Source organism: Lactobacillus sp. OTU4228, from assembly GCF_001006945.1.
Taxonomy (GTDB): domain Bacteria; phylum Bacillota; class Bacilli; order Lactobacillales; family Lactobacillaceae; genus Lactobacillus; species Lactobacillus amylovorus.
Genome location: NZ_CDLD01000034.1, coordinates 1 through 25,687, shown reverse-complemented (window position 1 = coordinate 25,687; position 25,687 = coordinate 1). Strand labels below are relative to the sequence as shown.

General features: G+C 38.1%; 23 protein-coding genes and 3 pseudogenes. 20 read left to right on the top strand and 6 right to left on the bottom strand.

The features are described 5' to 3' along the window. The first annotated feature begins 240 nt into the window (after positions 1 to 240). The 6 genes from BN1206_RS06770 to gtfA are packed head-to-tail and all read left to right on the top strand — an operon-like array spanning position 241 to position 8,036. Positions 241 to 1,494 carry an extracellular solute-binding protein gene (locus BN1206_RS06770; RefSeq protein ID WP_052543106.1) on the top strand — a complete coding sequence of 418 codons (1,254 nt, stop codon included), beginning with the start codon at positions 241 to 243 and terminating at the stop codon, positions 1,492 to 1,494. A 12-nt stretch (positions 1,495 to 1,506) separates the two neighbouring features. Beyond that, the gene (locus BN1206_RS06765; RefSeq protein ID WP_052543105.1) at positions 1,507 to 2,382 is read left to right on the top strand and encodes a carbohydrate ABC transporter permease; all 876 of its coding nucleotides are present in this window, start codon (positions 1,507 to 1,509) and stop codon (positions 2,380 to 2,382) included. A 14-nt stretch (positions 2,383 to 2,396) separates the two neighbouring features. Then, the gene (locus tag BN1206_RS06760) at positions 2,397 to 3,230 is read left to right on the top strand and encodes a carbohydrate ABC transporter permease (protein WP_052543104.1); all 834 of its coding nucleotides are present in this window, start codon (positions 2,397 to 2,399) and stop codon (positions 3,228 to 3,230) included. Positions 3,231 to 3,256: 26 nt separating this feature from the next. Continuing rightward, positions 3,257 to 4,369, top strand: coding sequence for an ABC transporter ATP-binding protein (locus BN1206_RS06755; RefSeq protein WP_052543103.1), 1,113 nt, complete (start codon positions 3,257 to 3,259; stop codon positions 4,367 to 4,369). A gap of 12 nt (positions 4,370 to 4,381) precedes the next feature. Further along, the gene (locus tag BN1206_RS06750) at positions 4,382 to 6,583 is read left to right on the top strand and encodes an alpha-galactosidase (protein ID WP_052543102.1); all 2,202 of its coding nucleotides are present in this window, start codon (positions 4,382 to 4,384) and stop codon (positions 6,581 to 6,583) included. Between the two features lie 10 nt (positions 6,584 to 6,593). Beyond that, a complete protein-coding gene (gene gtfA / locus BN1206_RS06745; protein WP_013642252.1) occupies positions 6,594 to 8,036 on the top strand; it encodes a sucrose phosphorylase in 1,443 nt (480 codons plus the stop codon). Between the two features lie 181 nt (positions 8,037 to 8,217). On the opposite strand, the gene BN1206_RS06740 is transcribed toward gtfA, so the two are convergent. Then, a complete protein-coding gene (locus tag BN1206_RS06740) occupies positions 8,218 to 8,559 on the bottom strand; it encodes an IS66 family transposase (RefSeq protein ID WP_014566038.1) in 342 nt (113 codons plus the stop codon). Positions 8,560 to 8,934: 375 nt separating this feature from the next. Here BN1206_RS06740 and BN1206_RS06735 point away from each other — a divergent pair, with 375 nt between their 5' ends. Further along, a complete protein-coding gene (locus BN1206_RS06735; protein ID WP_052543101.1) occupies positions 8,935 to 10,209 on the top strand; it encodes an ISL3 family transposase in 1,275 nt (424 codons plus the stop codon). Positions 10,210 to 10,269: 60 nt separating this feature from the next. Here BN1206_RS06735 and BN1206_RS06730 read toward each other — a convergent pair whose 3' ends face one another. Then, positions 10,270 to 11,475: an MFS transporter gene (locus BN1206_RS06730; RefSeq protein WP_013642249.1), complete on the bottom strand. Its 1,206-nt coding sequence runs from the start codon at positions 11,473 to 11,475 to the stop codon at positions 10,270 to 10,272. Between the two features lie 281 nt (positions 11,476 to 11,756). Between BN1206_RS06730 and BN1206_RS06725 the strand changes: the two genes are divergently transcribed. Then, positions 11,757 to 12,737: a serine hydrolase domain-containing protein gene (locus tag BN1206_RS06725; RefSeq protein WP_231575994.1), complete on the top strand. Its 981-nt coding sequence runs from the start codon at positions 11,757 to 11,759 to the stop codon at positions 12,735 to 12,737. 43 nt (positions 12,738 to 12,780) lie between these two features. On the opposite strand, the gene BN1206_RS06720 is transcribed toward BN1206_RS06725, so the two are convergent. Both BN1206_RS06720 and BN1206_RS06715 read right to left on the bottom strand, forming a co-directional pair. Next, a complete protein-coding gene (locus BN1206_RS06720; protein ID WP_013438346.1) occupies positions 12,781 to 13,347 on the bottom strand; it encodes a DUF4811 domain-containing protein in 567 nt (188 codons plus the stop codon). Beyond that, the gene (locus BN1206_RS06715) at positions 13,347 to 14,819 is read right to left on the bottom strand and encodes an MDR family MFS transporter (protein WP_013438345.1); all 1,473 of its coding nucleotides are present in this window, start codon (positions 14,817 to 14,819) and stop codon (positions 13,347 to 13,349) included. The genes BN1206_RS06720 and BN1206_RS06715 overlap by 1 nt, the downstream gene beginning before the upstream one ends. 160 nt (positions 14,820 to 14,979) lie before the next feature. Here BN1206_RS06715 and BN1206_RS06710 point away from each other — a divergent pair, with 160 nt between their 5' ends. The 9 genes and pseudogenes from BN1206_RS06710 to BN1206_RS06670 all read left to right on the top strand — a co-directional run bounded on the left by BN1206_RS06710 (position 14,980) and on the right by BN1206_RS06670 (position 21,082). Further along, positions 14,980 to 15,420 (top strand): MerR family transcriptional regulator, encoded by a 441-nt coding sequence (locus BN1206_RS06710; RefSeq protein WP_013438344.1) that lies wholly within the window; start codon positions 14,980 to 14,982, stop codon positions 15,418 to 15,420. Between the two features lie 153 nt (positions 15,421 to 15,573). Further along, a pseudogene (locus BN1206_RS06705) lies at positions 15,574 to 16,168 on the top strand (GTP pyrophosphokinase family protein). Beyond that, a pseudogene (locus tag BN1206_RS09570) lies at positions 16,165 to 16,666 on the top strand (response regulator transcription factor); the annotation flags it as partial. The pseudogenes BN1206_RS06705 and BN1206_RS09570, both read left to right, overlap by 4 nt. Before the next feature lie 107 nt (positions 16,667 to 16,773). Continuing rightward, positions 16,774 to 17,253 (top strand): hypothetical protein, encoded by a 480-nt coding sequence (locus BN1206_RS06695; RefSeq protein ID WP_231575990.1) that lies wholly within the window; start codon positions 16,774 to 16,776, stop codon positions 17,251 to 17,253. Between the two features lie 47 nt (positions 17,254 to 17,300). Beyond that, positions 17,301 to 18,479 carry an MFS transporter gene (locus BN1206_RS06690; RefSeq protein ID WP_046433730.1) on the top strand — a complete coding sequence of 393 codons (1,179 nt, stop codon included), beginning with the start codon at positions 17,301 to 17,303 and terminating at the stop codon, positions 18,477 to 18,479. A gap of 23 nt (positions 18,480 to 18,502) precedes the next feature. After that, the gene (locus BN1206_RS06685; protein WP_013438340.1) at positions 18,503 to 18,910 is read left to right on the top strand and encodes an OsmC family protein; all 408 of its coding nucleotides are present in this window, start codon (positions 18,503 to 18,505) and stop codon (positions 18,908 to 18,910) included. A 16-nt stretch (positions 18,911 to 18,926) separates the two neighbouring features. Further along, positions 18,927 to 19,634 carry an aldo/keto reductase gene (locus BN1206_RS06680; RefSeq protein WP_014566032.1) on the top strand — a complete coding sequence of 236 codons (708 nt, stop codon included), beginning with the start codon at positions 18,927 to 18,929 and terminating at the stop codon, positions 19,632 to 19,634. Between the two features lie 67 nt (positions 19,635 to 19,701). Beyond that, positions 19,702 to 20,457 (top strand): hypothetical protein, encoded by a 756-nt coding sequence (locus BN1206_RS06675; RefSeq protein ID WP_022087478.1) that lies wholly within the window; start codon positions 19,702 to 19,704, stop codon positions 20,455 to 20,457. A 208-nt stretch (positions 20,458 to 20,665) separates the two neighbouring features. Then, positions 20,666 to 21,082, top strand: coding sequence for a hypothetical protein (locus BN1206_RS06670; RefSeq protein WP_022087479.1), 417 nt, complete (start codon positions 20,666 to 20,668; stop codon positions 21,080 to 21,082). A gap of 13 nt (positions 21,083 to 21,095) precedes the next feature. Here BN1206_RS06670 and BN1206_RS09565 read toward each other — a convergent pair whose 3' ends face one another. Continuing rightward, entirely contained in the window at positions 21,096 to 21,644 is a 549-nt protein-coding gene (locus BN1206_RS09565; RefSeq protein ID WP_082104762.1) for a hypothetical protein, read from the bottom strand. Positions 21,645 to 22,267: 623 nt separating this feature from the next. On the opposite strand from BN1206_RS09565, the gene tet(W) reads away from it, so the two are divergent. Further along, positions 22,268 to 24,187, top strand: a complete 1,920-nt coding sequence (tet(W), locus tag BN1206_RS06660) for a tetracycline resistance ribosomal protection protein Tet(W) (RefSeq protein WP_052543100.1) — start codon at positions 22,268 to 22,270, stop codon at positions 24,185 to 24,187. Positions 24,188 to 24,268: 81 nt separating this feature from the next. Beyond that, positions 24,269 to 24,559: pseudogene (locus BN1206_RS06655) on the top strand (helix-turn-helix domain-containing protein); the annotation flags it as partial. On the opposite strand, the gene tnpA reads toward BN1206_RS06655, so the two are convergent. Continuing rightward, positions 24,559 to 25,023 (bottom strand): IS200/IS605 family transposase, encoded by a 465-nt coding sequence (gene tnpA, locus BN1206_RS06650; RefSeq protein WP_052543099.1) that lies wholly within the window; start codon positions 25,021 to 25,023, stop codon positions 24,559 to 24,561. The pseudogene BN1206_RS06655 and the gene tnpA overlap by 1 nt on opposite strands. Before the next feature lie 99 nt (positions 25,024 to 25,122). Here tnpA and BN1206_RS06645 point away from each other — a divergent pair. Further along, on the top strand, positions 25,123 to 25,687 hold a 565-nt coding region (locus BN1206_RS06645; protein ID WP_156172723.1), incomplete at its 3' end, for a helix-turn-helix domain-containing protein.

The following is a 25,687-nucleotide window of genomic DNA, read 5'->3' as shown; positions in this document are numbered from 1 at the left end:
CCTATGAAAAAAATATCATATTTTTACATGTTAACATGTATTTTATCATTCTTACAGAATGGCGACAATATGATAATCATTATATTTAACATGTCAAAATGATTATTGAACAAAATGACAATAATGCTAATTAAAATACTATGGTTTGTTGTATTTAAATAGGCAATAATAATGAATGTAAATAATGAAAGCGCTTAAAGAAGGCTCAGAAGAGAATTTAATAGTTGAGGAGTGATTTTTATGAAAGGATGGCTGAAAAAGGCTGCTCTTATCGGAGCAGCTATTGTAACAGCTGTAAGTCTTTCAGCTTGTGGAAAGCAAGATAGTAATTCTGGTAAAAAAGTTACTATTGAGTATTTCAACCAAAAGAAGGAAATGTCGAGTACTTTAAAATCAATTATTAAGGATTTCGAAAAAAAGAATCCCGACATTCATGTAAAAGAAGTAGATGTACCAAATGCTGGTACGGTACTGAAAACTAGAATTTTATCTGGTGATGTTCCTGATGTTATTAATATTTACCCACAAAATATTGATTTTCAAGAGTGGGCTAAAGCTGGTTACTTTGAAGATATGACTCATGCACCATATATTAAAAACATTAAGAATAATTATGCGGATTCATTCAAAGTTAACGGCAAAATCTATAATGCACCACTTAGTGCAAATGTCTATGGCTTCTTCTATAACGCTACTGAATTTAAGAAGTTAGGTATTAAGCCACCAAAAACTTGGGATCAATTCAAACAAGCCGTTAAGAAAATCAAAGCTAGTGGCAAAGCACCATTTGCAGTAGCTGGAACTGAACCATGGACTTTGAATGGTTATCATCAATTATCTCTTGCAACTGTAACTGGCGGTGCAAAACAAGCTAACAAGTTGCTCAGATTCTCAGCTCCAAATGGAATTAAGGTCAATAATCCGTATATTCAAAAAGACTTTACGCGTTTAAATTTATTGCGTGAAAATGCTCAAAACAACTGGCGTGGTGCTAGTTACAATGACGCAGTTGTTTCATTTGCAAATGGTCAAAGTCTAATTATGCCAAATGGTTCTTGGGCTTTACCAATGATTAATCAACAAAAACCTAAATTTGAAGTTAGAACTTTTGCTTTTCCAGCTGCTAAAGCAGGTCATGAAATGACAGTTGGTTCAGGTGACTTAGCTTTATCAATTTCTTCAAAGAGTAAGCATAAGAAAGCCGCTGAAAAATTTGTTGCTTATATGACAACACCTGCTGCTATGCAGAAATATTATGACGTTGATGGAAGTCCTGTTGCGGTTAAAGGAGTTAAACAAAAGGGGTTTGATTCTCAATTAGGTGGTTTATCAAGCTTGGCGTTTACAAAACACGATATGGTCTGGCTTGCTCAAGATTGGACTAGTGAAAATGATTTCTTTAATTTAACTGCAAGTTACTTAATGACAGGTAATGAGCAACAAATGGTTAATGATATGAATACGTTCTTTAACCCAATGAAGGCTTCTAATTAGGGGGATGCAAAAATGAAATCGAAAAATTTTATTGAAAAATATTGGGGTTGGCTATTTTTAATCGTCCCAATTTTTCTGCAACTCATCTTCTTCTACTTTCCATTAGTTCAAGGTGCGTTTTACAGTTTTACTAATTGGACTGGTTTAACTTACAATTATAAATTTGTGGGTTTGAACAATTACAAGTTATTGTTTATGGATCAGAATTTTGCTAAGTCGATTGGCTTTACTTTAATATTAACAATTTGCCTTATTGTGGGTGAAATCGTTATCGGAATTCTGGTAGCTCGTGCTTTAAATTCTAAAATTAAAGGCCAAACCTTTTTTAGAGCATGGTTCTTCTTCCCAGCTGTTTTGTCAGGTTTGACAGTCGCTTTGATTTTTAAACAAGTTTTCAACTATGGTTTACCAGCAATTGGTAATGCACTTCATATTTCATGGTTGCAAACGAGTTTATTAGGTACCGACACTGGAGCAATAATTGCTACAATTTTCGTCCTCCTCTGGCAAGGTGTAGCTATGCCGATCATTATTTTCTTAGCTGGTTTACAAAGTATTCCAGATGAAATCAAAGAAGCTGCTGAAGTCGATGGTGCTAATAGTCGTCAAATCTTTTGGAAGATTGAACTTCCTTACATGTTGCCAAGTATTTCAATGGTCTTTATCTTAGCTCTTAAATCAGGTTTAACTGCTTTCGACCAAATCTTTGCAATGACGGCTGGTGGACCAAACAACTCAACTACTTCATTAGGTTTGTTGGTTTACAACTATGCCTTTAACAATAACTCATTTGGTTATGCTAACGCGATTGCGATTGTATTATTCCTTTTGATTGCAATTGTTTCATTTATCCAAATCAAAATTTCTAATAAGTATGCCGTTGAATAAGAGGAGTATACAAAATGGAAAAAGAAAACAAATCAAAGAAATTTTGGGATTATGCCTTACTGATTGTCGGTGGAATGTTAATTTTAATCCCATTGCTTTACACATTTTTAAGTTCATTTAAGACAACTAAACAAATCATGGAACATTTCTTTGCATGGCCTAATCCTTGGACCACTGCAAACTTCCAAAGATTATTTGCCGATGGAGTAATGAATTATTTCGGTAATTCAATTATCATTACAGTTTTATCTATTGTTTTGGTAATGATTTTTGTACCAATGGCCGCATATTCCATTGCAAGAAATATGTCCAAAAAGACAGCATATAACTGGATGTACATCTTATTAATCATTGGTATCTTTGTTCCTTTCCAAGTAATTATGATTCCGATTACAGTAATGATGAGTAAACTTGGTTTGGCTAACATGTGGGGACTAATCATCTTGTACTTAACTTACGCTGTACCTCAAACATTATTCCTTTATGTCAGCTATATTAAACAAAGTGTTCCTGAAAGTTTGGATGAAGCTGCTGAAATTGATGGTGCTAACAAGATTACTGCTTACTTTAAAATTATCTTCCCATTGTTAAAGCCAATGCACGCAACCACATTAATTATTAATGCTATGTGGTTCTGGAACGACTTTATGCTTCCATTGTTGATTTTAAACAGAGATTCAAAGATGTGGACTTTGCCATTGTTCCAATACAACTACACTGGTCAATACTTCAATGACTATGGTCCAAGTTTCGCATCATACGTAGTTGGAATTATCACAATTACAATTGTGTACTTGATCTTCCAAAAGAATATTATTGCCGGTATGAGTAACGGTGCTGTTAAGTAATTGAGAAAAATGAGGTAGAGAAGAAAATGGTTAAAGTAGATTTAGATCATGTTTATAAGAAATATGAAGGTAACGATAATTATTCGGTAACTGACTTTAATTTGCATATCAAAGATGAAGAATTTATCGTCTTTGTTGGTCCATCTGGTTGTGGTAAGTCAACTACTTTAAGAATGATCGCTGGTTTGGAAGATATTTCCAAAGGTACATTGAAGATTGGTGGAAAAGTCATGAATAACGTTGCACCTAAGAATCGTGATATTGCGATGGTCTTCCAAAACTATGCTTTATATCCTCACATGACTGTTTATGACAACATGGCCTTCGGGTTAAAGTTGAGAAAGGTTCCTAAAGAAGAAATTGATAAAAAAGTACAAAAAGCTGCTAAAATTTTAGGCCTTTCTCAGTATTTGAAACGTAAACCTGCAGCTTTATCAGGTGGTCAACGTCAGCGTGTTGCCTTAGGACGTGCAATTGTCCGTGACGCTCCTATCTTCCTAATGGATGAGCCGTTATCAAACTTGGACGCTAAATTACGTGTTACAATGCGTGCAGAAATTGCTAAATTACATCAACAATTAAAGACAACTACTATTTATGTTACTCACGATCAAACTGAAGCTATGACTTTGGCCGATAGAATTGTCATTATTAAAGATGGTATTCAACAACAGGTTGGTACGCCAATGGAAGTTTATAACAAGCCTGCAAATGTCTTTGTAGCTGGCTTTATTGGATCACCTGCGATGAACTTCTTTCATGTTATCTTGAAGGATGGAAAGATTATCGACAAGGAAAATCATGACTTTGAAATTCCAGTTCCAGAAGGTAAATTAAAAGTTTTGAAAGATAAAGGATACAATGGTAAAGAATTAATTTTTGGTATTCGTCCAGAAGACGTTCACACAGAGGGAGTTTTCTTGGAAAGCTTCCCAGAGCAAGTTGTTGAAGCTAAAGTTATTGTTTCTGAACTTTTGGGTGCTGAGACACAACTTTATTGCAAGGTTGGCAATACTGAATTAGTTTCAAAGGTAGACGCTCGTGACTTTACTAAGCCTGGTGCCAAAGTAAGAATGGGCTTTGAAATGAATAAATCTCACTTCTTTGATCCTGAAACACAAAAGGCAGTTGAAAATTAAGGAATTTGTTAAATGAAACAAGAATTAATCACTTTTGATGAAAAAAACAAAGTTTTTCATCTACACAATGATCAAATTTCATATCTTCTTTCAGTAGAAGATGGTGGTACGCTTTGCCATTTGTATTTTGGCAAAAAAGTGAATAATTACCATAATCAATTACGCTATCCACGTCTTGATCGCGGCTTCTCTGGTAATTTGCCAGGATCACTTGATAGAACTTTTTCAAGAGATTCTTTGCCTAAAGAATATAGTACAGCTGGTGAAATGGATTATCACACTCCAGCTGCTGTAGTACGGCAAGCTGATGGTTCTAATGCTTTGTTTTTAACTTATAAGGATTATCGTATTGAAGATGGTAAGCCGAATTTAAAGGGATTACCTCATTCATGGGTAAAAGATAAAAGTGAAGCTCAGACTCTAATTGTTACTCTTGAAGATAAGAAAACTGAGTTGAACTTTGATTTGTTCTACACTATTTATCGTGATCGTCCAGTTATTGTTCGCTCAGTAAAAGTGAAGAATGCAGGTAAGGAAACGGTTAATCTTGAAAAAGTTGCTTCTATGCAGATCGACTTTGTAGATCGTAATTTTGAATCAATTACTTTGCCTGGTGCACATGCGCATGAACGAAGAGTGGATCGTAGTAAGATTCATCAAGGTATCCATGTCTTTTCAAGTCATCGTGGTACTTCAAGTCATCAAATGAATCCATTCTTGGCTCTAGTTGATCCTGATACGGATGAATTCCAAGGGGACGCATATGGTTTTGCTTTTGTATATTCTGGTAATCATAAGTTTGAAGTCGAAAAAGATCAATTTGCACAAACTCATGTAAACGTTGGAATTAACGACTTTAACTTTAATTGGCAGTTGAATGCAGGGGATGCATTTCAAACCCCTGAAGTCTTAATGGTTTACTCAGATCAGGGTTTAAATAAAATGAGTCAAGCCTTTCACAGCTTGATTCATGATCGAATTATTCGTAGCAAGTATAAGAATGAAGTTCGTCCAATTGTAGTGAACAACTGGGAAGCAACTTACTTTGATTTCAATGAAGATAAATTAAAGACCATTGTTGATGATGCCAAGAAATTAGGTATTGAGATGTTCGTTCTTGATGATGGTTGGTTCGGTCACCGTAATGATGACAATTCTTCATTAGGTGACTGGAAAGTATTTGCAAAAAAGTTCCCTAGAGGATTAGATCATTTTGCTGATTATGTTCATGAGCAAGGCTTGAAATTTGGTTTGTGGTTTGAACCTGAAATGATTTCATATGATTCTGATCTTTACAAGAATCATCCTGATTATTTGATGCATGTCCCTGGTAGAAATCCTAGTCCATCAAGAAATCAGTATTTACTTGATTTAGGTCGTAAAGAAGTACGTGATAATATTTTTAATCAGATGGAAAAGATTTTAGGATCAGGCAAGATTGATTACATCAAATGGGATATGAATCGTCACTTGTCTGATATCTATGAAACAGATTTACCAGCAAATCGACAAGGAGAAGTTTACCATCGCTATGTTCTAGGTCTTTATGACTTATTAGAAAGAATTGTTGATGCTCATCCAGACCTCTTAATTGAAGGTTGTTCTGGTGGCGGTGGTCGTTTTGATGCCGGTATGGCTTACTATGATCCACAAATTTGGGCTAGTGATGATAGTGATGCCATTGATCGTTTAACCATTCAATATGGTACGAGTTTGGTTTATCCGCAATCAATGATGACTTCACACGTATCAGTTAGTCCTAATGAACAAAACGGTCGAATTACTCCATTCAATACTCGTGGCATAGTAGCAATGTGGGGCGATCTTGGTTATGAACTTGATTTAACCAAGTTAAGCCAAGAAGACCGTAAGGCGGTGGCTAAGCAGGTTGCTGCATACAAAAAGATTAGAAAAGTGACCCAGTTTGGCAAGTTCTATCGTTTGAAGTCAGCCCAAACTAGCAATCAGTGTGCTTGGGAGACTGTTTCAGCCGATCAAAATGAAGTCGTATTAAGCACAGTTAAAGTAATGGCTTCAGCTCAACCATATTTAACTAAGACGAAATTAGTTGGTCTTGATCCAAATAAACAATACGAGGATCAAGCTACTCACGAAGTTTATGGTGGCGATGAACTGATGAATATGGGCTTTTATGATCCTGCTGAACATGGTGATTTTAAAGCCTATATGTATCACTTTAAAGCAATAGACTAGAGGTGTTTTGATGCCAATTAAAAATAAAGTAATGTTGATTACCTATCCAGATAGTTTAGGTAAAAACTTGCAAGAATTAAGCGAAGTCTTAGAAAATGATTTAAAAGGTGCGGTTGGCGGCATTCATTTACTGCCATTCTTTCCTTCAACGGGTGATCGCGGATTTGCACCAACTGATTACACGACAGTTGATCCTAAATTTGGTAATTGGTCAGATGTTGAAAAGTTGGGCGAAAAATACTACCTGATGTTTGATTTTATGATCAATCATATTTCTAGGCATTCTAAGTATTACGAAGATTTTCAAAAGAATAAGGACAAAAGTTCATATGCAGATATGTTCTTAAGTTGGGATAAGTTTTGGCCAAAAGGTCGTCCAACTAAAGAAGATGTGGACCTAATCTATAAGCGTAAAGATCGTGCTCCATATCAAGAGATTACTTTTGCGGATGGGAGCAAGGAGAAACTTTGGAATACTTTTGGTCCTGAGCAAATCGATTTAGATGTGCGCAAAAAGGTTACGCAAAAGTTTATTAAGGACACGTTGGTTAGCCTAATTAAGCACGGAGCAGATATCATTCGTTTGGATGCTTTTGCTTATGCTGTGAAAAAACTAGATACTAATGACTTCTTTGTAGAACCAGAAATCTGGAATTTGCTTAAGCAGGTACAAGATGATATTGCTGATGAAGGAGCAACGATTTTGCCAGAAATCCATGAGCATTATTCTATGCCGTTCAAGATTTCAAAACATGGCTACTTTATCTACGACTTTGCTCTACCAATGGTTACTCTGTATTCGCTTTATTCAGGTAAATCCAATCGTTTGGCAGCTTGGCTAAAGAAATGTCCAATGAAGCAATTCACTACCTTGGATACTCATGATGGTATTGGCGTAGTTGATGCGCGTGATATTCTTTCTCCAGAAGAGATCGATTACACCAGCCAAGAACTTTATAAAGTTGGTGCTAATGTTAAGAAAAAGTATTCAAGTGCTGAATATCATAATTTGGATATTTATCAAATTAATACTACTTTTTATTCAGCTTTGGGCGATGACGATAAAAGATACTTCATGGCAAGATTATTGCAGGTCTTTGCTCCTGGGATTCCGCAGGTCTACTATGTTGGGATGTTAGCTGGCAAGAATGATATTAAGCTCCTTGAAGAAACTAAAGAGGGGAGAAATATTAATCGTCATTATTACAGCAAAGCTGAAGTTGAACAAGAAATTCAGCGACCTGTTGTTGCCTCTTTGTTGAAACTCTTTACTTTTAGAAACAATGAACCTGCATTTGACTTAAATGGTTCTATTGATATCTCTACCCCTAATGAAAATGAAATCCGTATTGTTCGAATCAATAAAGAACAAAATCATAAAGCAGAATTAACTGCTAACTTACAAGATTTAACTTACCGAGTTTTGGTTAACGGTAAGCAAATCAACTTTTAAAATTATTCCTCAATATTATTTCCTCAAAAGATCATAATCTATAACCTTATTGAAAGACAATGCACATCGCATTGTTTTTTTATTTTATGTTCAAGAAATTTATATTTCTGAAAAAGTTTGATTGTAAGCGTAAAAAACTGAAGTATCTTAAAACCCCACCTTGGCTTGTGCTAAGATGGGGTTAATTATATTCAAAATTTATCTGCAGCTTGCCTGCACTTGCTTTGTCTGTCAGAGTTGATTCATTGGGTAATTTATAGAGTAAATATTTTAGATATTTTTCTGGATCTAAATCATTGCGTTTTGCAGTTTCAATCAAACTAAGAATGATAGAAGATTTGGCTCCGTTAAAACTCTGAGAGAATAACCAGTTCTTGCGCTCAATTACTAGCGTCTTGATTGCCCGTTCAGCTAAATTGTTGGATAAAGCCAGTCGGCCATTTAATAAAACATGTTTGAATGTTGTTTCATGATTCAAAGAGTAAGCAAAGGCTTTTCCAAAATTGGAATTAGGCAGAGTCATTGCTTTATGTTTTGGTTAGATAGGTTTTCCCAGTCTTTTTCTAGGACAAACATTCTATCGCAATAACGTACGCCTTGATTAGATATTGACTTGTTTGAGGCTTCAGGCGGAACGGCTTCGAAAAATTTTCTTCTGATTTGGTTTCAGTCTTACTCATTAGGATCTTCCTCTCTTTTTTAGATAATTTAAAGCATGCCAGAAACGCACGCAAAATCAATAGAAATTGCGGCTCTATAATTTTTCCTGTTGATGACTTATCTCTGTGATAAGCTGTTAACAGGATTTTTTATTGCATAAAAAAGGAGGACATAGTCCTCTCTACAATAAAAAATCCGTTCCACCAAACATTTTATTTGTATAAACAAAGGTATTACTATGTCCTCTTTAAATGATTATATTAGATTTGCTCTTGATATTGAAGACCACAACATTGTTTTTAAAGATTATTTTTATAAAATTCTCAATGGTACTAAATATAAAATTTATGAGGCTGAGCTCATTCAGCCAGCCTGTCCTTTTTGTGGCTCAGTTAGTCTGATTCATAACGGACACCTTAAGATCCACGTACGCTATATCACTGCTAATGCTAGTGTCCCTGTCTTAATTAGGCTGTTTAAGCAAAGGATCAAATGTCGTGACTGCAGTAAAAGATCCATGGCTCAAAGCAGCTTGGTAAATAAATACTGCTGTATCTCTAACACTTCAAAGCTAAAGATCCTTAGTGCCTTAACTGAGGATCGTTCAATGACTAGTATTGCTCGCGAGCACAATACTTCAGTTAATACAGTTCAAAGGGTACTGGCATCTTGCTCTCATCGCTTTATTGACGGCTATGACTATTTGCCTGAACATCTTGCTTTTGATGAGTTTAAGGGAGTAGACAGAAAGCTTCATTTTATCTGCTTAAATGGCGAAACTCATGAAGTAGTCCAAATTCTCAGAAACAGGTTCAAGAAGAATCTATTAAAATACTTTGGCAAGTTTACGCTTAAAGCTAGAGCCAACGTTAAGACCGTAACCATGGATCTTAACTTCTATTACCAGGATATCGTTAGAGCATGTTTCCCTAATGCTCAGATTATTATTGATCGCTTCCACATGGTGCAGATGCTTACCAGATCTATAAATTCTCTAAGAGTAGCTGTTATGAAGAAGTTTAAAAAAGGCACCAGAGAATACAGCCTGCTCAAATCTCCTTGGAAGCTATATCTTAAGAAGTTTGATGATCTAGAAAAGATCCATCCCAGATACAACTGGCATTACAAGGATTCGCTTACTCAAGAACAAATCGTCATGGAAGGCATTGAATGTGACGACACTCTAACTAACTCCTACAACTTGTTGCAGGCCTTCTTTACGGCACTTGATAAACATGATACTAAAGCTATGAAAGATATTATCTACTCTAAAGAAAAGGTTGGACCTTTAATGCATAGGACGCTTTTAACCTTTAGGCATAACCTAAAAGCCGTTCTAAACGGTGCTAGTCTGCCTTATTCCAATGGCTGTCTTGAAGGCTTCAACCGCAAGATAAAACAAATCGAAAGAACTGCTTACGGCTACTCTAACTTTATCAATCTCTTAACTAGAATCAGACTGGAAGAAAACAAGGTAAAAGAAAAAGGACCAAGCAATTTATTAATTGCTTAATCCTCATCTTTTACTCTTCATCAACAGGATTTCTTGACAAAGAGCCGGTTTTATTTTGCTTTATGCCTTTTTTCTTAAGGTAATAAAGATTGCGATAAAACTTAGAATATAGGCAATTACGTTAATTGTCCATCCTAAGTTGTAAGAATGGGTTTGGTCGAAGAATAGACCTACCAAGTATACTGATAGCGACATTGCGAATGCTCCCAGCATGTTGATTACGGACAAAATATTACTATAATCTTTTTCGCCAAATTGCTTTTGGATTAAGTATGGTAGAGCCACTAGGCAGACACCTTGACCTAAACCAAGAATAAAAGCAGAGATAGTCAGCAGGGTACTGTTAGTCAAGAAGATTTGGCCACTCCAACCTAAAATGCCAAAAAGTGAGTAGACCAACAATACTAAAATTGGACTTAATTTATCCAAGAAATAACCAATGGAAATTTTACCAACAGCTGCACCGATCATTACACCGGATACCACACTAGCTGCTAAAACTGGTGAAATTCCTAAATTAGTAATGTGGCCTGAAATATGCTGAACGCTTCCCGACACAAATTGCAAAGCTAACATCGCAAAGGCTAAGGCATAAAAGACTGGTTGATGAAGTGCTTCTTTAAGCGTAATGCCGTTTAAGAGTGAATTTGATTCAGACTTAGTCGTTGTGCCGTAAGCAGGGTGCTTTTCATCAGGGTTAGGTCTAATTGAAGCAGCAAGTGGCATTAAGATCAAGCCAATTAAAAGACCTTCTGCGATAAAGCCGCCACGCCAGCCGAATTTAGTAATGATATCTGCGATAATCGGGTTAAAAATGGTTCCACCGAATGCGGATAGGCCCAGAGAAATACCCATTACTGTGCCGAGTTTTTGGTTAAACCAATTACTTAAAAGAACGGGAATTGATAAAGTAATTGCAATTGGCTGACAAATACCAATGATGATCCAAGCAATGTAAAAATGCGTTAAGCTGTGAGCTGCAGCGAGCGTTAACATACTGATGGCGATTATGCTGAAACATGCAGTTAGTAACCAGCGCAAGTTTACTTTCTTCATAACTTTTCCTGCAAAAAGGAGTGAAATAGCGGCAGCTGCGTTCTGCAGGGTAGTCATCAAGGCTACGCTGGCACGGCCAACATGAAATTCCTGGCTGATCGGCCCAAAGAACAGACCGATAGTATTAACAATCAGGCCAAAGCCAATCATTGAAATAAAACAACAAACAATAAAAATCGCCCAAGGAGTGATGGTTCTTTTTTGGGTCACTTTCTTTCCTACTTTCTAAATTGAAAAATCATAATTAATATTGTATCGAATTTTTTCATTAGAATAGGTTAAGGATTTTTAAAATATTATTTTTGGCTTATTTATAGATTGACTTTGGCTTTTTCGAGGGTGATTTTTGCAGGAATAGTAAAAATTAACGCCTCTTTTTTGCTGTAACATGTATACTAAACATATAAAAAGTCTTGAGTGGAAGGGAAAAAATCATGCGTTGGAGAAGAATTTTACTAGGTGGAGTTTTGGCAATCGGTGTTGTCACAGCGATGTTTACTTGGTCGGTAGATAGGGTAGAGACCGGCGATAAGGATCTGCCCACGCAGGTTAAGGACTACATGAAGTGGCACCACATCAATGGTGTAGCCCTGGTTAGCGGTAAAAAAGGCCAGCCCGTTGTGGTGAAAAACAAAGAAACTTCGAATAAAGAAAAAGTGGTCGAAGCTAATCGCTTGTTTCCAATTGCTTCTTTGCAAAAGATCATGACTGGGACTGCTATTTATAAATTAAAGCAAACAGGCCAACTTGATTGGAATACGTCGCTATCCACGTATTATCCTCAAATTCCGGGTAGCAAGAGCATAACGATCCGTGAATTGCTCAACCACACTAGTGGTTTAATCAATAATGCCCGGCCAGATTCGCCGCTAAAAGGTGAAAAGGAGCAGACTGCTTTCATGCTCAAGCACATCAAGTACGACCACCTTCACACTTGGGACTATCAAGACATTGACTATGAATTGTTAGCAGCAATTATTAGTAAGCAGACGCATCTGAGCTACAATGACTATATTAAACAGACTTTTGCGGGGCCACTTAACCTTAGACAAATTAAGGATTTTTCTGAGGTTGCCAAAAATGAGGTGCCTCAGCCTGTAAATAATGTTAGCTGGCATGAGGTTACAGTAACTACGTCTTCTGATTTTGGAGCAGGGAACTTATTCATGTCGCCAAAAGATTATTGGAAGTTTATAAATCAGGCAGTGCTAAAGAATCCTAAGATGATCAATACTTTTTCTCAACAGACTCAGCATGAAGAGGTGGCCTATTTTGGCGGCGTATATTTCCATAATAATGTGATCGCCGGCAATGGAAGCATCCCCGGTTATAATTCGTGCTTTATCGCCAATTACAAGACGAATGAAACGGTTATGATGTTTTCTAATAATATCGATTATTGGGATTTGAAAGAAGATTCGGATTACATTTTGCATCATTATGTTGGCTATCGCCCAGAGTTTAGATTTTAGTATAGAAAAAACGCAGTTCCAATTAAGGAATTGCGCTTTTTGTTTACTTTTTCATTTGCTGCATCTTCTTCATCATCGCAGCACGTTTAGCCATTTGCTTTTGCAAAGACTTAGCTTGCTTAATTGATAAAACCTTCCAATTCTTTGGCACATTGAAAGTATATTCACGATGCTTCAACTCATTATTGTGACCAAACCAGCCAAACAAGAATTGATTCCAGCCATTACTGAAAACGTAGCGTTCAGTCTTGATTGTCATTGAAGGCTTAGCTGCAGTTTTCATACTAGCGTGAGTTTTATCGGTTTTAATTGGGGTAGGCTTCTTATCTGTATTTTTTGTTTTATATAAATAGATCTTTTCTGTTCCGTTGCCAAGTGGTTGGTATAAAAGAACTGGCAATTGCGGGGATGCAGAAGAGACCAATTCTTTTTTAACAGTGGTAGTTTGGGTCTTCATACCATAGTGATTGTAGTCGTGAGCTACGATTCCAGCGATACTCAATACTGCGATGAGTAGTGAAATAATCGCAAGCGGCATATAACCCTTTTTAGGAATTACATTGAAATAGATAAAGGCAATAACTGCCAGAATTAAGATAATTAAAATCATTAGCTGTCCACCTTCTCTGAACGTTCACGTGCACGATTACCTTTCTTCAAGAAGAATGAAAGAACTAAGGCGATCAATGCAAAGAGAATACTAATTGCAAATGAGGCATGGAAACCATCAAGTGTCGCATTAATTGCACCATTCTTATATTGAAGTGGCAACGTCTTAAGCATTGACTTGGCTGGCATATTGTTGTTAGTAGTTGTAGTCAATACTGAAACAAGGATGGCAGTACCAATTGATGATAATACCTGTCTAAAGGTGTTGTTAACGGCGGTACCGTGAGAAATCTTATCTAATGGAAGTGAGTTCATCCCTGAAGTAGTAACGTTCATCATAACCAGAGCAACACCAACCATTCTGATTGCGTAGAGAATAATAATCATTAAGAATGAACTATTCTCAGTTAAAAATACGAATGGAATAGTTCCCAAAGTAAGAAGTGTCATACCAGTAATGGCCATTTTTCTTGCACCATAACGGTCAAAGATTCGACCAGTAATTGGTGACATAATCCCAATCATCAAAGCACCTGGAAGTAAGATCAAGCCAGAGTGAAATGCGGATTCACCACGTAAGTTTTGAATATAAAGTGGTAAAACCATTTCGATTCCAACCATGGCTAGGTTAGTAACACCTGAAAGAATAGCAGCAAGTGAGAATTCGAAGTGCTTGAATACTCTAATATCAAGAAATGGATCATCCATCTTCAATTGGCGAATACCAAAGAGAATTACGAAGATGATACCGACAAAAATAAAGGCTAAAATTTCAGGATTTGTCCAACCTTTATTACCAGCTTCTGAAAAACCATATAGTAGAGAACCGAATCCGATAGTTGAAGTGGCAACTGAAAAGACATCGATTTTTTCATCCTTAGTTGGCAAAACGTCTTTTACTAAAAAGGCAGCAAGGATTACAACAATTCCGGCAATTGGAGCAATAATGCTGAAAAGGTAACGCCAGGAAAGATTGTCGACTACCCAACCAGATAATGTTGGCCCAATAGCTGGAGCTAGGCCAATAACGATGCCGACTGTCCCCATGGCGGCCCCACGTTTATTAGCTGGGAAGATTGAAAGCATGATTGTCTGAAGCAGTGGCATGGTGACCCCAACACCTAGACCTTGAATAATTCTCCCTGCTAAAAGTGTCTGAAAGTTAGGTGCAATAGCAGCAATTACCGTTCCAATGAAGAAGGTTGACATTGCTGAAAGGTACATCTTTCTAGAGCCGAAGCGATTGATTAGCCAAGCAGAAATAGGAATCATTACTCCATTTACTAATAAGAAAGCGGTAGAAAGCCATTCTGCAGTAGCAGTACTAATCTTGAAGTCTCTCATAATAGAAGGTAAAGCAGTCGACAAAAGCGTACCATTCAATACCGTACAAAATGAGCCGATGATCAATACTAGTACTAATAAGTTACGATTGTATTGTTTTTCATGAATATCGACAGGTTGTTTATTCATGTTCATCCCCCTTTTTGTGAAAATTAAGTTCGGTAACTAATATAAGCCTAAAAAATATCAATGTCAAATAATCTTACACAAGTGATATAAAATATGACACTAAAGTTGAAAAATCTAACATAAATTAATATAATTGTGATAATTAGTGAGGCTGATAAATATGGAAAATGTAAAGAAAAAGAAATTACATCAACTTTTTGAAAATCTAGAAATAGGTATAGGCGGCGTAAGTAGTAGCTTGGGCGTATCGCAGCGTCAACTTAGATATTGGGAGAAAAAGGGCTATATCAAGCCAATCAATGAAGGTTCTGGCGTGCGGCATTACAGTTTGGCAACAGTTTATTTGATTGCTTTTATTAAAGATCAACTTGATGCAGGTTATACCCTAGAAGCAGCTTTCAAGAAGTCAAAAGAAATCCGGATTAAAAGTAAGATTGCTCGCAAATTATTGCGCAATGCTTTTGATGATATTGAAGTAACTGATGAGGCCAAAGGTTACGGTAAAATTGAAATGGGGACAATAAAAGTTGGAGATAAAAATGCTGAAGTAGTCGGGATTGTCGATGAAGATGGCAGCCATTTTGAATTGAAGGAAGAATAAAAGACATCTATCAATGAAATTCATTGGTAGGTGTCTTTTTTGCAATTTTAAAAGATTTTTATAGAAAATTATGATTTGCTAATAATCCCATGACCTTCAAAGAAAAGTCAAAAAGCATTGTTATAATAATAGAAACGAAAGAAGGGACTAATGTTGAATATTTACGGAAAATACGCCCCCCACACTGGATAAGATACTTAACCAGTTAATGAATCGTTTTGATGAATTAAACAACAATTACCAAAAAGTTCATCATGAGCGTTTATATGAACACTTAAATGGCCGTGTAAAAAGTGAAGCTAGTATGGAAGAAAAATGTACCAGAAAGCATTATCCATTGACTGCACACTCAGCTTTGCGTGAAGTGCGTGACAGTATCGGCTTGCGTGTTGTCTGCAACTTTATTGATGACATTTATACCTGTATTGACTACATCAAGAGTTGGGATGATGTAAGTGTTTATAACGAAAAAGACTATATTACTAACGCTAAGCCTAATGGTTATCGTTCATATCATATGATTCTTGAAATTACCGTACCCGACGAAGATGTCGACGGCAATATTCCAGGTCATTATTTTGTTGAAGTGCAGCTAAGAACAATTGCCATGGACACTTGGGCAAGTCTTGAACATGAAATGAAATATAAACATCAGATCAAGAATCCTGAGATGATCGGGAAAGAATTAAAACGAGTAGCTGACGAGCTTGCTTCTTGTGATGTAAGCATGCAGACGATTCGTCAGTAATGGACGGTATTACTGCGCTGAAGAAGATCAGAGAAAGCGACGATAAGACTTATATTTTGATGCTTACTGCTAAAGCCGAAGTTGACGACCGCGTAACTGGCCTTGATAGTGGTGCCGATGACTATATTACTAAGCCATTTTCATTAAAAGAGCTCCTTGCGAGATTGTGTTCAAAAGAACGGCGTGAAGATGATTACACTCCTAATTTATTGACTGTGGGGGATGTAACACTTAACGTTGAACAACAAAACCTGGCCAGTCATAATTCCATTCAATTAAGCGGCCCTGAGATCCAATTGATGAATTATTTTTTTGCTAAATGAAAATAAAGAATTATCAACCGAAGATATTTTTAATCGCGTTTGGAAGAACGACGAAGATGCCAATCCAGAAGTATTCTGGGTTTATGTTTCATATTTACGCCAAAAACTGCGGTCAATCGGTAGCACAGTTAAAATTGAAGGCGAAAAAGGTGGTAGTTATGAATTAGTTAAGTAGGTGATTAGATAATTCAAAAATTCCGTTGGAAGTTCATCGGGACTTCCGTTGCTGCATTGCTACTGGTTTTGTTAATCACTCTGGGCGGTCTTGTCGGGATCACGCGAGTGCAAAGTAAGAATGAAGTCGACCGCGTATTAACTGCCTTGGTTAAAAATGAGGGTCACTTATCACCACGTAATGCACATGCGGCCTTTGGCAATCAAAATGATTCCATCAACCGTAATTTCTTAGGTGGGCCATATAATCCTGAAGCTGTGTATCAATACCGCTATTTTGCAGTGACAGTGGATGCGTCACACCGTGTGTCCGTAGTTAACGATAATAATGTTTATCAGGTTAACAGTACGAAAATTAAAAGCATTACAAGAAAGGCTTTATCTGACCATCAAGATTCAGGCAGCATAGATGTAGGTCGAAATCAATATGCTTACAGGGTTGCCAAAAACTCCGTTGGTCAAACAATGGTCGTATTTTTAAACGAAACGCTAATTTACAACCGTTTCTGGCTGTTATTTAGAGTGGCCGTGGTACTGGGGATCGGTTCACTGATCGTCTTTGCCGTAGTTTTGAAGATTGCTAAATAGGTTTTGCCAATAGCTGTATAATTAAGCTAAAGAAATGGGGCATTAATTTGGCAAAGAAAAAATCTATTTATACCAAAGATGTTGTATTAGTGATGGCAGCATCTTTCTTCTTTATGTTTAGTACGATGTTCGTTAATCCGTTGATCAATGGCTATGCCAAGAACTTAGGGGCAAGCAGCGCCTTTGCCGGTGTAATCGTAGGTATTATGAGCGTTGCCGCAATGTTTTTGCGTCCTATTGCCGGCAATTTGACAGATAAGTTTTCAAAATATCGTCTATCTTTTATTGGCGGTGTTTTGATTTTAATTGGTGTATTAGGCTATGTCTTTACGCCATCAAGTGCTTGGCTGCTTTTATTCAGATTGATCAATGGTACCGGCTATGTTTTGTGTACCGTTTGTATGACAACTTGGCTGGCATTCTTGGTGCCGCGGCAGCACGTGGGCGAAGCAATGGGCTTTTATGGTTTGATGAATGCCTTAGCCATGGCTTTGGCACCGGCATTATCGATTAATATTTATCAAAAAATCGGTTATCGTGAGAGCTTGATCGCCTCGGCTATTTCCGCATTATTAATGGTAATAGCTATCCAATTCGTGGGTGATCATGCCAAGCCAATTGTTAAAGATAAAAGCAAGATGCCTAAAAAGCATTTCAAGATTATTCAGATGAATGTTTTACCGGTAGCGATTTTGACTACCTTGTTTGCGACACCATATTTTGTAACGCAGGCAGATCTCGTTACCTATGTTGAACAAAAGCATTTGTCTGTTGCCGTAGGATCATATTTCTTGATCTATGCGGTAGTACTACTGATCATCAGAATTGGGTTGAAACGTTATTTTGATACTGTTCGCTTCGGTGTTTGGTTCTGGATTAGCTTAATCTCAACCATCGCATATATCAGCTTATTAGCCATGATGAACAATAATTGGCAAATGGCTTTAGCCGCAGTCGGAATGGCAATGGGCTATGGCATTATTTATTCAGTTTTACAATCAACCTCACTTTTACTTGCTCCGATTGAGGAACAAGGTTTAGCTAGTTCTACCTTTTATTTAGGACTTGATATTGCGATGGCCTTTGGCCCAATGCTAAGCGGAGTAGTTGATAGCGTGTTGCCAATTGAATGGTTTTATCCAGTAGAACTAGTATTGATTCCATTCATGCTGCTAGTTTACTTTATCTGGCGCAAACGTTTAAACGAAGCAATTGACCACCATTAATTTACGAAGAAAGGATCAACATTATGAGTGAATATTTAGTAAAGTCCAAGCTTGAAGACACAGAATGGCAAATTGCTAACCAGGCCCGTGAGCATGAATTTATCTGTGATGACAACGATAAGGAACATGATAAGGGCCCTAACCCGGTCGAATATCTATGTGGTAGCGTAAATTCCTGCATCGTAATGTCCGCAGGAATGGTCGCTAAGTCACATGGTTTAGACGTGAAAAATTTTCGTGTAGAAAATAATGCTAAAACTGAAAATCTAGGTCACGGCAAATCGGTCGTAACTGAAATGAACATAAAAGTCTTCTTTGACTCAGAAATGTCAAAGGATGAGAAGGAGAAGTTTTTAGCTCATACTTTGCATGTCTCAACTGTTTATCAAACTGTCAAAGAAGCTATCAAAATTTATGTTGAATTAGCTTAAGGAGAGAAATGATTTAATGTCATTATTAGATGAAGCAGTTGTTTTGAATGATGGTAGCTTGATGCCAAAAGTTGGCGTCACTGTTACCAGTGATGAAGATGTCGCAAGGGCAATGAAGGCAGGCTATCGTTTGCTTAATTGCACTGCGGATGAAAAAATCGATTTTAAAAATCTGAGTCCACAAACTTACGTGGAAATTCAGGTTTCTGAAAAAGTTAATACGCGTGAAGAGATGCGTAATAATTTGAAAGAAATCAGAAATAATCTAGTTGCTAAACATGCCGATTTGGCTATGCTTCGCTTAAGTGATGACGCCGAACGTAATAATCAACTTTGGCAAGAATTAGAACAAGTTAAAATCCAAGGCTGGCTCAAGAATATTGGTGTAACCAATGCTAATGGTGATACCTTGGCTGCTATTTTGAAAGCACCTAAGATTAAGCCCAGCGTAATTCATTTGGATTACGAAGATGGATCTTTAATCAAATTAGCTAGAGAAAACAAGATGCAAGTGGAACTTTCGGTTGCAGGCAATATTGATGCATTGGCCGAAATCGCCGGCCATTATGGTACAAGCACGATGGAATTAGTTTTGCGCTACTTTGCCCAAAAGAGAATTGTGCCAATTGTTCAAGTAGATGATATCGTTGAAAATCCGCAAACTGACTTTACGATTGCCCCAGAAGATATGGAAACAATCGGCCAGCTCTTTGCGGGGAAGTAATTAATGCAATTTCCTAAATAATGTTATAATTAAATTATAAGAGTTTTGTTTTTAGGAGATTTTATAAATGAAAACTAAAAAATTATTTACTTCATTAGCAGCTGCTGTGATGCTTTCAGCAGGTCTTGCTGGTACTGGCATGGCAATGGGTCAACCAGTTCATGCCGCAGGCACCACTCAATCTTCAAATACTAAGACTGGTAATGTTAGTGTAAAACATAGAACTGTTTCAGCTATTGTAAATAGTGATAATCCAAAGCTTGTTGTCGTAGCTAAGGATCAAGCCAATCCAGACCAAATTGATTCAAATTATACTAAGGGTCAAACCATTAATGTTTTATGGTCAACTGAAGCTAAGCAAGGCGACAAGACCGTAACTTTGTACTACATTGAAAATAGAACAATCAATGGTAAAGACAGCTTTGTCTTCATTCCATCAACTGATGTAACTACTTCAGGCAATGTTCCAACTGAATCAGCCTTTGTTGAACAAGCAAACAACGATGTAAAGGCCATTCAAGATGCTTACAAAAGAAGCTTGCAATACATTACTGTAACCCCTAAGTCAAAGAAGGGTGCTAAGATCTACTACGCTTACAAGAAGAGTAAGAAGTCAAAGAAGATTACCTTCGCTGCAAGCAAGAAGACTATTAAGTATGGCAAGAAGTACAAGTCATCAATGATTGTTAAGAACGGTAAGACTAGATACGTTTACATTGGCAAGAAGAGATACGTAAAGCAATCAGCATTGAAGATTGTTAGTGCTAAGTATGCTCCACTTAACTTACCAGATGATCTTAAGAATTTGATCGTTGAAAACTAGAATTTATTAATAAAATGAAAGGGCGCTACGAATGTAGCGTCTTTTTTATATTTTAAAAACTTAATAGTGTTATTATTTGCATCTTATATAAATTAATATATTAACAAAAATTAAAATGCTACTGCTTACAAGCTTAGCATAAATCAGTATAAAGAATTACAATGTTAGTCGTGCTATCAAGTTAAAAGTAGGGGAGTAGAAAATAGATATGGAAAAGAAATGGAGCATTTCTTTTATTTTAGCGTGTCTTCTAACATTGTTTGTTATTAAACCACAATCAGTTGCAGCTAAGGAATTGAGTCCTTTCCAAACAAAGATGATTGGTAATGGTAATTTCGGGATTTACCAAAGACTTACACGTAGAGGACCTGCATGTTGGATCGGTTCAACGAGAACTTTCAGGCACGGCAACTTCCAAGCCAGTGCTCATGTTACTGTTGAAGTAAGATCAGATGATAACGAAGGTATTGTCAAGGCAGACAAGACGCCACGACCTGGTGCAGGAAGTGCTACTAGTTGGTTTAAACACTTCAAGACTTCAGGTCACTGGGGCAAGAGCTTCGCACCAGAAACTAAGTCACACACCTTTTTAAACAACAAAAAACTCTCAAGTAATAATTCTTGAGAGCTTTTTTGCATTAATATCTATATATTTCACGGCTGTGATCGTTAAATTTGGTAATTAAAATTCCTGAAGGCAGCGGTGAAGAAGCAATAGCCTGTTTAAGTGATTTATTTCGATCTCTTTCAATAGAGAATATGTATTTATAATGATCGTAAAACTCAAAATCAATCGTATCTGCACTGCGATAAATTGATTTAACTAGTCGTTTAGACTGAAGAAAATCAGATAGGAAAGTATTACCATCTAGTGCTTCTTTTAAATAGTCTGCTGAGACAACAATGTTGAAGGAAATAGTAGGAGTATCGGTAGATGTACTGATCAGCAACTTATACCAGTCATCATCTAAATAATCAGATGCGTTTAACAAGTAAACTGATTGTAAGGTACCTTTACTTGGAGTCTGTGCTTTTACTTGAAGTCCAACTGTAAAGTTACTTCTTATGATGCTACCCCACGTAGCAGAGTCTTTTTTACTAAGTAAATCACCTGCAAGACTAAAGATGCAGATACCACCCTTAGACCAATGCTCATGTACGGTAAAGAAGCAAGCAACCGAAAACAATAGATAGACCGCCAGCACTACACTATTCCGAACCAAAGACCAAAAGATAAGCATTTTGAGAAAATCTAAACTTTTGGATTTTCCTACAATGCCGACTACGGCGGAATCCCTCCCACTCCTTATATATTTCTTTCTGTATACATTGAATTTGTATTTAGTAAAATGCAGACAACACCACGGATCGGCTTTTGGCTGGACAATTCCAACCAAACACCGCAGCAGACAGTAGAAACCATTCTGAACGTTAGGAAGCCGGTATGATTGTTACATATAAGGGGAAGAAAAATTTCTTTTAGATACTTGTTTTCCTAAAACTGATGTGATATAATAATTCAATTCCAGAAAAGGAGTAAAAAATATGCGGCAAGGTATTCTTAAATAAAACTATAATCAAATAGTGGGAACAAAGGATTATGATAGTCCCTTTTGTAGGGGCTTAGTTTTTTGTACCCAATTTAAGAATACTTTTGCCTTATCAATTTTGACATATCCCCAAAAACAGCACTCACAAACAGGTGTATGCTGTATATGTGTATGTCCGCAAATTATCATCCCCAGTGGTAAAAGTATTTTACTGCTGGGGATTTTTATGCCCTTCGGGGCAGTAAAGGGAGGAAAATCACATGAAAATAATCAATATTGGAATTCTTGCCCATGTAGACGCTGGAAAGACGACCTTGACGGAGAGCCTGCTATATGCCAGCGGAGCCACTTCAGAACCGGGGAGCGTCGAAAAAGGGACAACGAGGACGGACACCATGTTTTTGGAGCGGCAGCGTGGGATTACCATTCAAGCGGCAGTCACTTCCTTCCAGTGGCACAGATGTAAAGTCAACATTGTGGATACGCCCGGCCACATGGATTTTTTGGCGGAGGTGTACCGCTCTTTGGCTGTTTTAGATGGGGCCATCTTGGTGATCTCCGCTAAAGATGGCGTGCAGGCCCAGACCCGTATTCTGTTCCATGCCCTGCGGAAAATGAACATTCCCACCGTTATCTTTATCAACAAGATCGACCAGGCTGGCGTTGATTTGCAGAGCGTGGTTCAGTCTGTTCGGGATAAGCTCTCCGCCGATATTATCATCAAGCAGACGGTGTCGCTGTCCCCGGAAATAGTCCTGGAGGAAAATACCGACATAGAAGCATGGGATGCGGTCATCGAAAATAACGATAAATTATTGGAAAAGTATATCGCAGGAGAACCAATCAGCCGGGAAAAACTTGTGCGGGAGGAACAGCGGCGGGTTCAAGACGCCTCCCTGTTCCCGGTCTATTATGGCAGCGCCAAAAAGGGCCTTGGCATTCAACCGTTGATGGATGCGGTGACAGGGCTGTTCCAACCGATTGGGGAACAGGGGAGCGCCGCCCTATGCGGCAGCGTTTTCAAGGTGGAGTATACAGATTGCGGCCAGCGGCGTGTCTATCTACGGCTATACAGCGGAACGCTGCGCCTGCGGGATACGGTGGCCCTGGCCGGGAGAGAAAAGCTGAAAATCACAGAGATGCGTATTCCATCCAAAGGGGAAATTGTTCGGACAGACACCGCTTATCCGGGTGAAATTGTTATCCTTCCCAGCGACAGCGTGAGGTTAAACGATGTATTAGGGGACCCAACCCGGCTCCCTCGTAAAAGGTGGCGTGAGGACCCCCTCCCCATGCTGCGGACGTCGATTGCGCCGAAAACGGCAGCGCAAAGAGAACGGCTGCTGGACGCTCTTACGCAACTTGCGGATACTGACCCGCTTTTGCGCTTCGAGGTGGATTCCATCACCCATGAGATCATTCTTTCTTTTTTGGGCCGGGTGCAGTTGGAGGTTGTTTCCGCTTTGCTGTCGGAAAAATACAAGCTTGAAACAGTGGTAAAGGAACCCACCGTCATTTATATGGAGCGGCCGCTCAAAGCAGCCAGCCACACCATCCATATCGAGGTGCCGCCCAACCCGTTTTGGGCATCCATCGGACTGTCTGTTACACCACTCCCGCTTGGCTCCGGTGTACAATACGAGAGCCGGGTTTCGCTGGGATACTTGAACCAGAGTTTTCAAAACGCTGTCAGGGATGGTATCCGTTACGGGCTGGAGCAGGGCTTGTTCGGCTGGAACGTAACGGACTGTAAGATTTGCTTTGAATACGGGCTTTATTACAGTCCGGTCAGCACGCCGGCGGACTTCCGCTCATTGGCCCCGATTGTATTGGAACAGGCATTGAAGGAATCAGGGACGCAACTGCTGGAACCTTATCTCTCCTTCACCCTCTATGCGCCCCGGGAATATCTTTCCAGGGCTTATCATGATGCACCGAAATACTGTGCCACCATCGAAACGGTCCAGGTAAAAAAGGATGAAGTTGTCTTTACTGGCGAGATTCCCGCCCGCTGTATACAGGCATACCGTACTGATCTGGCCTCTTACACCAACGGGCAGAGCGTATGCCTTACAGAACTGAAAGGGTATCAGGCCGCTGTCGGCAAGCCAGTCATCCAGCCCCGCCGTCCAAACAGCCGCCTGGACAAGGTGCGCTATATGTTTCAGAAGATAATGTAACGTCTTGCGCAATGCAAGCGTTCATTGCTGGCTATTGCGAAATATCATTGATAAAATCAGTATCAGAGAGGAGAAACTATTTTGAACCAGGAACAGACGAATATTACAACAGGAAAGCAAATACGTCATCTGCGAACACAATTGGGAATGACACAGGAAGAACTAGCCGGGGAATTGAATGTTACCCGGCAGGCACTATCGAATTGGGAGAGAGATGTTAATGAACCCGATTTAAATATGTTGAAAAAAATTTGCTTTCTTTTTGGAGTCAACATGGACGATTTTGCGAAGGAGGTAATAACAAAGATGGAAACATATGAAAAAAAGGAGAAACGACAATTTAATGAAAAACGCCCGAAAATCCCCGTATTTTAATGCGGGGATGGATAGGGCTTGCCGTCTCTAACGGCATTGTAGATCTGGTCATTAATGTACTTTTCTACTACTTCTTTAGACATATTCCCTACCGTGCCAAAGTAATAGCTGGGCGACCATAAATGCCCGCCCCACATCCTGTTTTGCTTAATTTCGGGATGATTCTTGAAGAATAAAAAAGCACTTCTTCCTTTGAGTGCTTTGACTACGCTTGAACCTGATTTTGATGGTCTAAAGCTGATAAGCAAATGAATATGTTCAGGCATTACCTCCATTTTTTCAATTTGGATTTGATTATCTTCGGCTATTTGCTTGAGCAGGTCTCGCATTTCTTGAGCCAGGTCTTGGTTAGTAAAGATTTGATTGCGGTATTTAGTACACCAAATTAGATGATAGTGTGCATTATAGACGTAGTGTTTTTCATAGCCTGCGTCTTTTATTTTGTCTCTCTTATTATTCATAGTCTAATATCCTTTCGTCTATTATGTATCTATTTACTGTTGATTATAAGATATACATAGGATATAATCAAATTACAATAATACAAGGAGGTGAAATACATGAAAAGAATGAGCAGTTTAGCCTATCATTTTGGCGTTAAGCTTCGCTTTTATCCTAGTTCTAAGCAAAAGAAAATCATTAAACTAAACTATGATGCGCAGCGCTTTGTCTACAACTCTTATGTAGGACGCAATCGAAGCAATTATCATGCTAAGCACTACTTAGCTGTTAGACAATATCAAGCAATGCCTTTTGCCTTTTCTATTCTTAATAATTATGAGACTAGGTTGGCAGAAGAAGTAGTCACTAATAGCGAACTATTGGATAAGCCAAGGAATATTCGTGATACTTATAGCTTTTTGCGTGTTAAAGAAATTGATAGCCTCGCTATTGCCAACGCCATTCAAAATTATCAGAAAGCTTGGAACAACTATCGCAAGATTGGTTATGGAATTCCGACTTTTCACAAAAAACGCAGCGACTGGTCATATCAGACTAACTGTCAATATCCTAAGCAGTCAGAAGCCTATCTTGATAACGGGACAGCTAGATTTATTGATGCTAAACATATTAAATTGCCTAAGCTGGGAATTGTCCGCATTGCTGGTTTTAGAAAACTGATTA